General features: G+C 39.5%; 8 protein-coding genes. 1 reads left to right on the top strand and 7 read right to left on the bottom strand.

Annotated elements, in window-relative coordinates:
* Positions 1–457: 457 nt before the first annotated feature.
* Positions 458–1,381 (top strand): nuclease-related domain-containing protein, encoded by a 924-nt coding sequence (locus tag ACK4M9_RS20995; RefSeq protein ID WP_409854735.1) that lies wholly within the window; start codon positions 458–460, stop codon positions 1,379–1,381.
* A gap of 721 nt (positions 1,382–2,102) precedes the next feature.
* Here ACK4M9_RS20995 and tuf read toward each other — a convergent pair.
* The 7 genes from tuf to rpoB form a co-directional block, all read right to left on the bottom strand.
* On the bottom strand, positions 2,103–3,293 hold the full coding sequence (gene tuf, locus ACK4M9_RS20990) for an elongation factor Tu (protein WP_071315269.1): 1,191 nt from the start codon (positions 3,291–3,293) through the stop codon (positions 2,103–2,105).
* Between the two features lie 119 nt (positions 3,294–3,412).
* Positions 3,413–5,494 carry an elongation factor G gene (fusA, locus tag ACK4M9_RS20985; protein ID WP_409854734.1) on the bottom strand — a complete coding sequence of 694 codons (2,082 nt, stop codon included), beginning with the start codon at positions 5,492–5,494 and terminating at the stop codon, positions 3,413–3,415.
* 137 nt (positions 5,495–5,631) lie between these two features.
* On the bottom strand, positions 5,632–6,102 hold the full coding sequence (rpsG, locus tag ACK4M9_RS20980) for a 30S ribosomal protein S7 (RefSeq protein ID WP_409854733.1): 471 nt from the start codon (positions 6,100–6,102) through the stop codon (positions 5,632–5,634).
* Positions 6,103–6,146: 44 nt separating this feature from the next.
* Positions 6,147–6,569, bottom strand: a complete 423-nt coding sequence (gene rpsL, locus ACK4M9_RS20975; RefSeq protein WP_261176310.1) for a 30S ribosomal protein S12 — start codon at positions 6,567–6,569, stop codon at positions 6,147–6,149.
* Positions 6,570–6,680: 111 nt separating this feature from the next.
* A complete protein-coding gene (locus tag ACK4M9_RS20970; RefSeq protein WP_409854732.1) occupies positions 6,681–6,929 on the bottom strand; it encodes a 50S ribosomal protein L7ae-like protein in 249 nt (82 codons plus the stop codon).
* 78 nt (positions 6,930–7,007) lie between these two features.
* On the bottom strand, positions 7,008–10,634 hold the full coding sequence (gene rpoC / locus ACK4M9_RS20965; protein WP_409854731.1) for a DNA-directed RNA polymerase subunit beta': 3,627 nt from the start codon (positions 10,632–10,634) through the stop codon (positions 7,008–7,010).
* Positions 10,635–10,670: 36 nt separating this feature from the next.
* Positions 10,671–14,210, bottom strand: coding sequence for a DNA-directed RNA polymerase subunit beta (gene rpoB, locus ACK4M9_RS20960; RefSeq protein WP_409854730.1), 3,540 nt, complete (start codon positions 14,208–14,210; stop codon positions 10,671–10,673).
* Positions 14,211–14,588 lie beyond the last annotated feature (378 nt).

Here is a 14,588-nt window from a genome sequence, read left to right as displayed (position 1 = left end):
TCCTTTTTCGTCCATTTTATAAACAGACATACTCCGTGAAAATTTCCTCACCTTCACCATGGCAACGGGCTCGGGTGTGTCAGCAACCTTCCACATCATCGCTGTCAACGACCAACATTAATTATTATATAGATTATACTAGAAGAAATCAAGTGTTTTCTATATTTATTGTCGATCGCACTTTTCCTATTATATAGACATACTTCTACTAATGCAAGCTTTCTCTAAAAAATTTATGCAATTATGCAGTATATAATATTTGCCATTTAACTAATACCCAAATATCCGTTGTGCTATTGGACTTTTAAGTTACAAAGAAAGCTGATCTACGTTCCTATTTCTCTATGATGTTTGACCGTTTTCTTCTATTATATTAACTTCATCATTTCACTACTGGAATGTAATATTGATTTTATTTTTCATCATGCTTAAAATAGAATTTAAGTACTGAAAGGAAGTGAGCTATGATTATAAAAATTCAACTGAAAGCGATGAATTAAAAATCTATCGGCAGCTGTATTTACGTAAGATTTTATTAGAAAAAGAAAAAGCGTACTTTACAAACCTTGAAAAAGGTTATCTTGGCGAATTAGCCTTTGATGGCATGTTTGATCAACAAGAAAGTGATTGGCTTATTCTAAATGATATACTCCTCGAGATAAACAACTCCATGTTTCAACTTGATAAGGTGGTAATAACTCCGGATATAACATACCTATTTGAAGTGAAAAATTACGAGGGTGATTATTATATTGAAGAAAACAATTGGTACTCCCTTGCTAAAACTGAAATTAAAAACCCTATTTTGCAATTGCAGCGTAGTCAATCCTCACTCCGTAGATTACTTAAACAAATAGGTTATGACTTCTCAGTCGAGGCATACTTAATTTTTATTAACCCAGAATTCCACTTATATAATGCGCCCCTTAGCTTCCCTATTATATACCCTACACAACTAAATCGTTTCCTTAATCAACTAAAAGCAAAAAAACATTACATTAAAGATAAACAAAACAAGTTTGCGGAAAAGTTGTTATCCTTACATGTTATCGACAACCCATATAACCGACTACCAAAATATCAATACGAAAATTTAAAGAAGGGTATTATATGCAACTTCTGTGGATCTTATATTACTGAAACAACCGAACGTTTCTACTTTGTTTGTAATAAATGTAGAAAAAAAGAACGAATTGAGAATGCGCTACTCCGAAGTATAGATGAATTCAGACTACTATTCCCAAACGAAAAACTTACGACAAACAAACTATATGATTGGTGCAAAATTATAAGTTCAAAAAAAATGATAAGAAGGGTACTGTTGCAAAACTTCGAGCATGTCGGCTGGGGTAAATCGTCTTATTATGTTAAAGAACAGTAGTTATGTTTTTTGATTTAAACTATTAGTGACTAAAATATATTTATACTTACAATCTTTAGAGTCAATTATGCATTAGTGACCCGACTTTTCTTCTAAGCTATTTTTCGGGCTCTATTGCCATCCATTAGTGACCCACACTTTCTCTGTAGACATTTTTCAGGCTCCATTGCCGCCTATTAGTGACCCACACTTTCTCTGTAGACATTTTTCAGGCTCCATTGCCGCCCATTAGTGACCCACATTTTCTCTGTACCATTTTTTCAGGCTCCATTGCCGCCCATTAGTGACCCACATTTTCTCTGTACCATTTTTTCAGGCTCCATTGCCGCCCATTAGTGACCCACATTTTCTCTGTACCCTTTTTTCGGGCTCCATTGCCGCCCATTAGTGACCCACATTTTCTCTGTACCCTTTTTTCGGGCTCCATTGCCGCCCATTAGTGACCCACATTTTCTTGTAAGCTATTTTTCGGGCTCCATTGCCGCCCATTAGTGACCCAGATTTTCTCGTAGCACTATCTCGGACTCTATTACCGCCAATAGCTCATATTTTCTCTCGATAAAATTTTTCAGGGCTCTATTTAAAGCTATTAGTTACCTAACGTTGACTCACCCTAATTTTTCGGGTCATAAGTAACCGGTGCTCCGCCCTCCCCCGCCACTGCAGACCTATAAACCAAACAAAAAGGTAACTCCCGAGGGAGTTACCTTTAGCATTTATATTACTCAGTGATAGTTGCAACTACTCCAGCGCCTACAGTACGGCCGCCTTCACGAATAGAGAACTTAGTTCCTTCTTCGATTGCGATTGGAGCGATTAGTTCAACAGTCATTTCGATGTTATCTCCAGGCATTACCATCTCAACGCCTTCTGGAAGTTGGATAATTCCAGTTACGTCAGTTGTACGGAAGTAGAACTGTGGACGGTAGTTAGAGAAGAATGGAGTATGACGTCCACCTTCTTCTTTAGAAAGAACATAAACTTCTGATTTGAATTTAGTGTGTGCTTTAACAGTACCTGGCTTAGCAAGTACTTGACCACGTTGGATATCATCACGAGATACACCACGAAGTAATGCACCAATGTTGTCTCCAGCTTCAGCATAGTCAAGAAGCTTACGGAACATTTCAACACCTGTTACAGTTGTTGATTTTGGCTCTTCAGTTAAACCAAGGATTTCGATTACATCCCCAACTTTAACTACTCCACGCTCAACGCGTCCAGTAGCAACTGTACCACGACCAGTGATTGAGAATACATCCTCAACTGGCATCATGAAAGGCTTGTCAGTTTGACGAGGTGGTGTTGGAATATAAGAATCTACAGCATCCATAAGTTCGAAGATTTTAGCTTCCCACTCAGCGTCTCCTTCAAGAGCTTTAAGAGCAGAACCTTTGATTACAGGAATGTCGTCTCCTGGGAAATCGTATTCTGTTAGAAGATCACGGATTTCCATTTCAACTAATTCTAATAATTCTTCGTCGTCTACCATGTCACACTTGTTCATGAATACAACAAGGTATGGTACACCTACTTGACGAGATAAAAGAATGTGCTCACGAGTTTGTGGCATTGGACCATCAGCAGCAGATACTACTAGGATACCGCCGTCCATTTGAGCAGCACCAGTGATCATGTTTTTAACATAGTCAGCATGTCCTGGGCAGTCAACGTGTGCATAGTGACGAGCATCAGTTTCGTACTCAACGTGTGCAGTTGAGATTGTGATACCACGCTCACGCTCTTCAGGAGCACCATCGATTTGATCATAAGCCATAGCTGTACCTTTACCAGACTTCTTGTGAAGTACTGTAGAGATTGCAGCAGTTAATGTAGTTTTACCATGGTCAACGTGTCCGATTGTACCAACGTTAGCATGCGTTTTCGAACGGTCGAATTTTTCTTTACCCATTTTAAAATTCCTCCTTAAAATAATCAGAATTAAGTTAATATAATTATAGGATAGGCAATCCTAAAATCACCTATCTTAGATTACAACATTTTACTCTTAAGTACAATAATCTTCAAAAATTATTGTCCAGTTTGCTTTTTAATGATTTCTTCAGAAATACTCTTCGGTACTTCTTCATAATGATCGAAGTGCATTGAGTAGTTTCCGCGTCCTTGTGTACGAGAACGTAGAGATGTTGCATAACCAAACATTTCAGAAAGTGGAACCATCGCACGAACTACTTGTGCATTTCCGCGGGATTCCATTCCTTCAACACGGCCACGACGGCTTGTTACATCTCCCATAATATCTCCCAAGTAATCTTCTGGAACAACCACTTCTACTTTCATGATTGGTTCAAGAATTGCTGGGTCACAATGAGATTTCGCGTTTTTAAGTGCCATAGATCCAGCAATCTTAAACGCCATTTCATTCGAGTCAACATCATGGTAAGATCCATCATAGATCGCTGCTTTAAGGTCTAATAACGGGTAACCTGCAAGCATTCCATTTTGCATAGACTCTTTAATACCAGCTTCAACAGCAGGTACGTATTCACGTGGTACTACACCACCGACAATCTTGTTTTCAAAGACGAACCCTGCGCCTTCCTCAAGAGGTGAGAACTCAATCCAAACGTGACCGTATTGTCCACGACCACCAGACTGACGAACGAACTTACCTTCAACTTTAGCCGATTTACGGATTGTTTCACGGTAAGCAACCTGAGGAGCTCCAACGTTTGCTTCTACTTTAAATTCACGGCGCATACGATCTACGATGATATCTAAGTGAAGCTCACCCATACCCGCGATAATCGTTTGTCCTGTTTCTTCATCAGTGTGAGTTTTGAACGTAGGATCTTCTTCAGCTAGTTTCGCAAGGGCCATACCCATCTTATCTTGGTCCGCTTTTGACTTCGGCTCAACTGATAAGTGAATTACTGGCTCTGGGAATACCATTGATTCTAAGATTACTTGGTTCTTCTCATCACATAATGTATCTCCAGTTGTAGTATCTTTAAGTCCTACTGCAGCTGCGATATCACCTGCATAGACCATTGAGATCTCTTCACGTGAGTTTGCGTGCATTTGTAGGATACGACCAATTCTTTCACGTTTACCTTTAGTTGAGTTAACAACATATGAACCAGAGTTAACTGTTCCTGAGTAAACACGGAAGAATGTAAGTCTACCAACGTAAGGGTCAGTCATAACTTTGAATGCAAGTGCTGAGAATGGTGCCTCATCGCTTGACTCACGAGTTACTTCTTCGTCTTCTGTATCAGGTAAAATACCTTTAATTGCAGGAACGTCAAGTGGTGATGGAAGGTAGTCAAGAACAGCATCTAATAGTAATTGGACACCTTTATTCTTGAATGCCGATCCACAAACTACTGGGAAAAATTCAACGTTAGTTGTGCCTTTGCGGATTCCCGCTTTTAGCTCATCTTTCGTGATTTCTTCACCTTCTAAATATTTCATCGTTAGATCTTCATCTAGTTCCGCTACTGCCTCAACTAGTTTTGTACGCCATTCTTCAGCCAATTCCTTATATTCTTCAGGAATTTCTACTGCATCACTACGCGTACCAAGATCATCTTCATAGAAGTAAGCACAATTTTCTACAAGATCGATTATCCCAGTAAACTCATCTTCAGCACCAATTGGTAACTGAACTGGGTGTGCATTAGCACCTAAACGATCATGGATTGTTCCTACTGAATATAAGAAATCTGCACCTAACTTATCCATTTTGTTAACGAATACAACACGAGGAACACCATATGTAGTTGCTTGACGCCATACAGTTTCTGTTTGTGGTTCTACACCTGATTGTGCATCTAATACCGCAACAGCTCCATCAAGTACACGTAATGAACGTTCAACTTCAACTGTGAAGTCTACGTGTCCAGGTGTATCGATAATGTTAATACGGTGACCTTTCCATTGAGCAGTTGTTGCAGCAGATGTGATTGTGATACCACGCTCTTGCTCTTGCTCCATCCAGTCCATTTGGGAAGCCCCTTCATGAGTTTCACCAATTTTATGGATACGGCCTGTATAGAAAAGAATACGTTCAGTACATGTTGTTTTACCAGCATCAATGTGTGCCATGATACCAATATTACGTGTCTTTTCTAAGGAGAACTCTCTTGCCATAGGTTTCTTTCTCCTTTCTAATGTTGAGAAAATTTTTGTTTTTTATAGCATAACAAGCCTGACGATCGACGTTTAACAAATTGTTAAACGTCCGTCCGACTCTTTTTGCTATAAAAATAAGATAAGTTCGTTTAATCCTACCAACGATAGTGAGCGAATGCTTTGTTCGCTTCTGCCATCTTGTGTGTATCTTCACGCTTTTTAACAGATGCTCCAGTGTTGTTAGCAGCATCCATGATTTCGTTAGCTAAACGCTCTTCCATCGTTTTTTCTCCACGAAGACGAGAGTAGTTTACTAACCAACGAAGTCCTAGCGTCGTACGGCGCTCAGGTTTAACTTCGATCGGCACTTGATAGTTAGCACCACCTACACGGCGTGCTTTAACTTCAAGAACTGGCATGATGTTTTTAATAGCTTGTTCGAAAACTTCCATTGGATTATTCCCAGTACGTTCTTGAACAAGGTCAAACGCTCTGTATAAAATCGTTTGAGCTACCCCTCTCTTACCATCAACCATAATACGGTTGATAAGACGAGTTACTAACTTTGAATTATATAATGGATCAGGTAATACATCTCTACGAACTACAGGTCCTTTACGAGGCATTATTTCCCCTCCTTTCAATCGTTAAACAATTTATTTTTCTAGCATTATTTTTTTGCAGCTTTTGGTCTCTTAGTACCATACTTAGAGCGACCTTGCATACGGTTTTGTACACCAGCTGTATCTAGAGCTCCACGTACAATGTGGTAACGTACCCCTGGTAAGTCTTTTACACGACCACCGCGAATAAGTACTACGCTGTGCTCTTGTAGGTTGTGACCAATACCTGGAATGTATGCAGTTACCTCAATTCCGTTTGTTAAACGTACACGAGCATACTTACGTAATGCTGAGTTCGGTTTCTTCGGAGTCATCGTACCAACACGAGTACATACACCACGTTTTTGAGGTGAAGACTGGTTTGTTTGAGACTTCTTGAAGCTGTTGTAACCTTTATTTAACGCAGGAGAGTCAGACTTTTTAACTTTATCTGTACGACCTTTACGTACCAATTGGTTAATTGTAGGCATTTGTTTTTCCTCCTTCCCTAATACATTTTTAAAGACCACTGAGCCAGGTGGTTCATCAATTTCCGAAAGTAACGTTTTTGCCAAAGTTATAAACTTCAGCAAAAACGTATTTTACTTCAATATCGCTACAGTGGCTGCTGATACATCAATTCCACAAGCTTTTCCAAGCTTTTTCATGGATTGAACTTTTATGGTAGGGACGTCTTTTTTTTCTGCTAAAGCTACTACCTTATAAATTACTTTATAATCAGCATCGCTCGCAATATATAACTCTTTAACGATCCCATCCTCTAAAGCCTTTAATGTTTGTTTCGTGCCAATGACCTTTTCTTCAGCCTGTGCTACTTTTTCATAAGACATGTTTTATCCTCCAAAGTATCAGGTATCTTTGACGCACTTAGATATAATACCACCCTTGTGTGTCACTGTCAACTTTTTTTAGTCGTGAAGTACAATTTCTTTTTCAGTATCATGTACTTCTACATCTCCATCTTCTTCTTGACCTTCAATCGCTAGGTCAATGTTACGATAGCGTGCCATTCCCGTACCAGCCGGAATTAACTTACCGATAATAACATTTTCCTTAAGTCCAAGAAGCTCATCACGCTTACCTTTAATAGCTGCATCAGTAAGAACACGTGTTGTTTCTTGGAATGATGCTGCCGATAAGAATGAATCTGTTTCTAGTGAAGCTTTCGTAATACCTAGTAGAACCGGACGACCTGTTGCAGGTTGACCACCAGTTAATAACACTTTCTTGTTCGCGTCATTGAAATGTTGGATTTCGATAAGTGATCCTGGTAATACTTCCGTCTCACCAGCGTCTAATACTCTTACTTTTCTTAGCATTTGACGTACCATTACCTCAACGTGCTTATCGCCAATTTCTACCCCTTGCATTCGGTAAACTTTTTGTACTTCTCGCAGCAAGTATTCTTGTACTCCATTGATACCAGAAACTTTTAATAATTCTTTCGGGTCAATCGAACCTTCTGTTAACTCTTCACCAGCAATTACTTCTTGGCCAATAGTTACTTTAATTCTAGCTCCGTAAGGAATTGGATAGTTTCTAGTTTCAATTTCGCCTTGGACAGTCACTTCGCGTTTGTCTGTTACATCCGAAACATCGATAACTTTCCCATCGATCTCTGAGATAACCGCTTGACCTTTTGGATTACGCGCTTCAAATAGCTCCTGGATACGCGGTAAACCTTGAGTGATATCATCTCCGGCTACCCCACCCGTATGGAACGTACGCATTGTAAGCTGTGTTCCAGGTTCCCCGATTGATTGGGCAGCAATAATACCTACCGCTTCCCCAACTTCAACATCAGAACCTGTAGCTAAGTTACGACCATAACATTTCTTACAAACACCGTGTCTTGTGTCACAAGTAAATGCTGAACGAATTGTTACATGAGTAATGCCTGCATCTTCAATTTCCTTAGCAGTATCTTCTGTAATAAGCTCGTTTTTACCGATAATAACCGCTTTTGTTTCAGGGTGATATACTGTCTTAAATATGAAACGTCCAACTAGACGATCGTATAAACCTTCAATAATTTCAGTTCCATCTTTAATTGCCGCAACTTCTAAGCCTCTATCTGTACCACAATCGTCATCACGAACGATAACATCTTGCGCAACGTCAACTAAACGACGCGTTAAGTAACCTGAGTCAGCTGTTTTAAGCGCTGTATCAGCAAGACCTTTACGAGCACCGTGAGTAGAGATAAAGTACTCTAATACTGTTAAACCTTCACGGAAACTTGATTTAATCGGTAACTCAATAATACGTCCAGATGGATTTGCCATAAGACCACGCATCCCAGCAAGCTGAGTAAAGTTTGATGCGTTACCACGGGCACCAGAGTCACTCATCATAAAGATTGGATTTAATTTATCGAGAGTTCCCATTAACTTATCTTGAATGACATCTTTAGCAGCACTCCAAATCGAGATAACCCGATCATATCGCTCTTCTTCTGTAATTAAACCACGACGGAATTGTTTTACAACTCTATCTACTTTTAATTCAGATTCCGCTAAAATTTCTTTCTTTTCTGGTAGTACAACAATGTCAGCTACCCCTACGGTAATACCAGCCTTTGTAGAGTATTTAAATCCTAATGCTTTCATTCTATCTAACATCTTAGACGTCTCTGAAATTTTAAAGATTTTAAATACCTCTGCAATGATATTACCTAAGAAACCTTTCTTAAACGGAGTTACTACATCACGTTCTTGGAATATTTCCTTTACATTCGAGCCCATTGGCACAATATATCTTTCAGGAGTTGCTTCCTGTAGATTTGTCATTGATGGCTCATTAATGTACGGGAAAGTTTCAGGTAAAATTTCGTTGAAAATCAATTTACCAACTGACGTCAACAATAGTTGTCCTTGTTGTTCTTCCGTGAATGTCGTCTTCTGTAAAGATGCAACTGGAATTGCCACACGGCTGTGTAAGTGAACATAACCATTTTGGTAGGCAATAATTGCTTCATTAGTGTCCTTAAAGACAAAACCTTCGCCAACAGCATCTTTACGCTCTAATGTTAAGTAATAGTTACCTAATACCATATCCTGAGATGGTGTAACAACTGGCTTACCATCTTTTGGATTTAGAATGTTTTGTGCTGCTAACATTAAAATTCTTGCTTCAGCTTGCGCTTCAGCCGAAAGCGGAACGTGAACAGCCATCTGATCACCATCGAAGTCAGCATTATAAGCTGTACAAACAAGTGGGTGAAGTTTAATTGCTCTTCCCTCAACTAAAGTTGGTTCGAATGCCTGAATTCCTAGACGGTGAAGCGTAGGGGCACGGTTTAATAAAACCGGATGCTCTCTAATTACTTCTTCTAATACGTCCCAAACTTCTGGTTGAACTCGTTCAACTTTTCGTTTTGCGCTTTTTATATTGTGGGCAATTCCTTGGGCTACCAATTCCTTCATAACAAATGGTTTAAATAACTCAAGTGCCATTTCTTTAGGTAAACCACATTGATACATTTGCAGTTGTGGTCCAACTACGATTACCGAACGTCCTGAATAGTCAACACGCTTCCCTAACAAGTTTTGACGGAAACGCCCTTGCTTCCCTTTAAGCATATGCGACAAAGATTTTAACGGCCTGTTACCAGGACCAGTTACAGGACGGCCACGACGACCATTGTCAATTAAAGCATCAACCGCTTCCTGAAGCATACGTTTTTCGTTTTGAACAATGATATTCGGTGCTCCAAGGTCTAAAAGACGCTTTAGACGGTTGTTTCTATTAATTACCCGACGGTATAAATCGTTCAAATCAGATGTTGCAAAACGGCCCCCATCTAATTGAACCATTGGACGAAGCTCAGGTGGAATTACAGGAAGTACATCAAGGATCATCCATGAAGGCTCATTTCCTGAATTTCTAAAAGCTTCTAGAACTTCTAGGCGTTTAATCGCTCGAGTTCGACGCTGTCCTTGCGCAGTTACTAATTCTTCTTTTAATAAATCAACCTCTTTTTCTAGGTCGATGTCTGATAAAAGTTTTCTAATAGCTTCCGCTCCCATTTGTGCAGTGAAGCCTTTGCCATACTTTTCACGATAAGTACGGTATTCTTTTTCAGAAAGTAGTTGCTTTGTGTCAAGTGGCGTATCACCAGCATCTGTTACCACATAAGAAGCAAAATAAATAACTTCTTCTAAAGAACGTGGTGACATGTCTAATACAAGACCCATACGGCTTGGAATGCCCTTAAAGTACCATATGTGTGAAACAGGGGCAGCTAACTCAATATGCCCCATACGCTCACGACGAACCTTTGCTCTAGTTACCTCTACACCACAACGGTCACAAACTACACCTTTATAACGAACACGCTTGTATTTACCACAATGACATTCCCAGTCTTTTGTAGGACCAAATATCCTTTCGCAAAAAAGACCGTCTTTTTCTGGTTTTAATGTACGATAATTAATCGTTTCTGGTTTCTTAACCTCACCGCGAGACCATGATCGGATTTTATTCGGTGAAGCAAGACCAATTTTCATGTATTCGAAATTGTTTACATCTATCAAGGGGTCAACCTCCCTTTCGGCTTTCAGGTTCTACGATTATCCGTTTGATTCAGTAGATTCAATATTTAAATTTAACTTATCATTCGTTTGCTCATCATCGTCAAGATCGCGCATCTCAATCTCTTCTTCATTACTAGATAGCATCTTAACATCCATACCCAAACTTTGTAGTTCTTTAATTAATACTTTAAACGATTCTGGAACACCTGGTTCTGGAACATTTTCACCTTTTACAATTGCTTCATATGTTTTCACACGACCGATTACGTCATCTGATTTAACAGTAAGAATTTCTTGTAATGTGTAAGCTGCACCATATGCTTCAAGCGCCCAAACTTCCATCTCTCCAAAGCGCTGTCCACCAAATTGTGCTTTACCACCAAGTGGTTGCTGCGTCACTAGAGAGTATGGTCCAGTTGATCTAGCATGAAGCTTATCATCAACCATGTGAGCAAGTTTAATCATATACATAATACCTACTGAAATACGATTATCAAACGGCTCACCTGTTCTTCCATCATAAAGAACCGTTTTTCCGTCTCTTGCCATTCCCGCTTCTGCAAGTGTACCCCATACATCTTCTTCTCTGGCACCATCAAATACTGGAGATGCAACATGAATGCCTAGCTTTCTTGCAGCCATTCCTAAATGCAACTCAAGCACTTGTCCGATATTCATACGCGATGGTACTCCTAGTGGGTTAAGCATGATATCGATTGGCGTACCATCTGGTAAATAAGGCATATCTTCTTCTGGCATAATTCTTGAGATAACACCCTTGTTACCATGACGTCCGGCCATTTTATCGCCTTCATGGATCTTACGTTTTTGAACAATATAAACGCGAACAAGTTGATTTACTCCTGGCGGAAGCTCATCGCCATCTTCTCGGTTGAAAACTTTTACATCTAAAATGATACCGTCTCCGCCATGAGGCGCTCGAAGTGATGTATCACGTACTTCCCTTGCTTTTTCACCGAAAATCGCATGTAACAGGCGCTCTTCAGCTGTAAGTTCAGTTACCCCTTTTGGTGTTACTTTACCTACTAAGATGTCCCCATCCTTTACTTCAGCACCAACACGGATAATCCCGCGCTCATCTAAATTACGTAGCGCATCTTCCCCAACGTTTGGTATATCTCTTGTAATTTCTTCAGGTCCTAACTTCGTATCACGAGCTTCGGACTCGTATTCTTCAATATGGATAGATGTATAAACATCGTCTTTCACAAGACGTTCACTAAGGATGATCGCATCCTCATAGTTATACCCTTCCCATGTCATAAACCCAACAAGAACATTTCGACCAAGAGCAAGTTCTCCTAGTTCCATAGACGGACCATCAGCAAGAATTTCACCTTTAGTAACAAGGTCACCCTCTTTAACGATAGGTCGTTGGTTATAACAAGTACCTTGGTTAGAACGAATGAACTTTAATAGATTATAGCGATCGATATCGCCTTTCACTTCATTCCCATCTACATCTACAAGGCGACGAATTTGAATTTCTTTGGCAGTAACTCGTTCGACAATACCTTTATGTTTAGAAACAACGGCAGCCCCAGAGTCTTTTGCATTAACGTGTTCCATTCCAGTTCCCACTAATGGAGACTGTGGCTGTAACAATGGTACAGCCTGACGCTGCATGTTCGCACCCATTAGGGCACGGTTGGAGTCATCGTTTTCTAAGAATGGAATACAAGCAGTCGCTGCAGAAACTACCTGCTTAGGAGATACGTCCATATAATCAACACGTTCACGTTTAACAATCGTGTTTTCACCACGGAAACGCGCAATGATATTATCATCAATAAATGAACCATCATCAGCTAATTTAGCATTCGCCTGAGCAACAACGTAGTTATCTTCTTCATCGGCTGTCAAGTAATCAAATTTCTCCGTTACTTTACCTGTTTCTGGGTCAACGCGACGATATGGCGTTTCCATAAAACCGAATTGGTTTACTTTTGCAAATGAAGATAATGAGTTAATTAACCCAATGTTCGGCCCTTCAGGTGTTTCAATTGGACACATGCGACCATAGTGAGAGTAGTGGACGTCACGCACTTCAAATCCTGCACGCTCACGAGTTAAACCACCAGGTCCTAGTGCTGAAAGACGACGCTTGTGAGTTAGCTCTGCTAATGGATTTGTTTGATCCATGAACTGAGATAACTGCGAGCTTCCAAAAAACTCTTTAATTGATGCAATAACTGGACGAATATTAATTAACGCTTGAGGCGTGATCATATTCGCATCTTGAATTGACATACGTTCACGTACAACGCGTTCCATTCTAGAAAGACCAATTCTAAATTGGTTTTGTAATAATTCACCAACAGAACGAAGTCGACGATTTCCTAAGTGGTCAATATCATCTGTATCACCAATACCATGAAGCAAGTTAAAGAAATAATTTATTGAAGCAATGATATCTGCAGGTGTAATATTTTTAATGTTCTTATCAACATTACCGTTACCAATAACATTTATTGGCATGTCGTCTTCTTGATTATTAGGCGCATAAACCTTAATAGATTGTAGAGGTACTTCAAGATCATCTATTACTCCACCATGAAGTGAGATGTTCTTAAATCCTACATTGTTTTCTAGGTAAGGAATTAAACGATCAAGTAACCGACGATCGATAATTGCTCCTTCTTCTGCTAAAACCTCTCCCGTCTCAGGGTCAATCAACGTCTCAGCTAAACGTTGGTTAAAGAGGCGATTTTTAATGTGTAACTTCTTATTAATCTTATAACGACCTACATTTGCTAAGTCATAACGCTTTGGATCAAAAAATCTTGATTCTAATAAACTTTTTGCATTTTCAACTGTAGGAGGTTCACCAGGACGTAGGCGTTCGTAAATTTCTAATAGGGCCTTTTCCGTACTGTCTGTGTTGTCCTTATCTAAAGAGTTTCTTAGATATTCATCTTCACCCAGTAGATCAATGATCTCTTGATCAGATCCAAATCCTAATGAACGCAATAGCACTGTAACAGGGATCTTTCTTGTGCGATCAATACGAACGTACACAACGTCCTTCGCGTCTGTTTCAAGCTCTAACCATGCTCCACGGTTTGGAATTACAGTCGCTGTAAAACCTTTTTTTCCGTTTTTATCGATTTTCTTACTATAATAAACACTAGGAGATCGAACAAGCTGGGAAACAATGACACGTTCTGCACCATTGATGACAAACGTACCTGTTTCAGTCATTAATGGGAAATCACCCATAAAGACTTCTTGCTCTTTTACTTCTCCTGTCTCTTTATTAATTAGACGTACTTTCACTCTTAATGGAGCTGCATAAGTAACATCTCGTTCTTTCGACTCTTCCACAGAGTATTTAGGCTCACCTAAACTGTAATCAATAAACTCCAAAATTAAGTTTCCTGTAAAATCTTGAATCGGAGAGATGTCTTGAAACATTTCTCTTAGTCCCTCATCAAGAAACCATTGATAAGAAGCTGTCTGAATTTCAATAAGGTTAGGTAATTCCAATACCTCTTTAATTCTAGCGTAACTTCTTCGTTGGCGGTGTCGTCCATACTGAACTAGTTGACCTGTCAACTGATTCACCCCTTAAATCTAGCGTTTTAGTTTCCATCTATTAGTCAAGTGACTAATTTAGGAGGCTTAGCCTTCATAACTAAGCATATTAGAAAAACTCGGAATGTTCGTTTTGCACATACCTAGTTTTGCAAATAACAGTGTGATACTTAAGAAAAGCGCCAAGCGCCTGCTGTGCTTCGACAAGCAAAGTTATACTTTCTTATCTTTGTTTAATAAGTAGAAATGAGTAAATCAAGTCACTCAAAACAATACCCTTTTTCTAGAGAAAAGAAAAAAGGGTTTTCGCAAAAAAAACCACAATTCATTAAGGCCCTTACCAATAAAAAGGCCAGTTGTTTTAAACGCAATCAACTCAATGCTGTATAATGCAAGTTA

Origin of the sequence: Anaerobacillus sp. (genome assembly GCF_046314235.1) — a bacterium.
Lineage (GTDB): Bacteria > Bacillota > Bacilli > Bacillales > Anaerobacillaceae > Anaerobacillus.
This window is presented reverse-complemented; position numbering and strand designations above follow the sequence as displayed.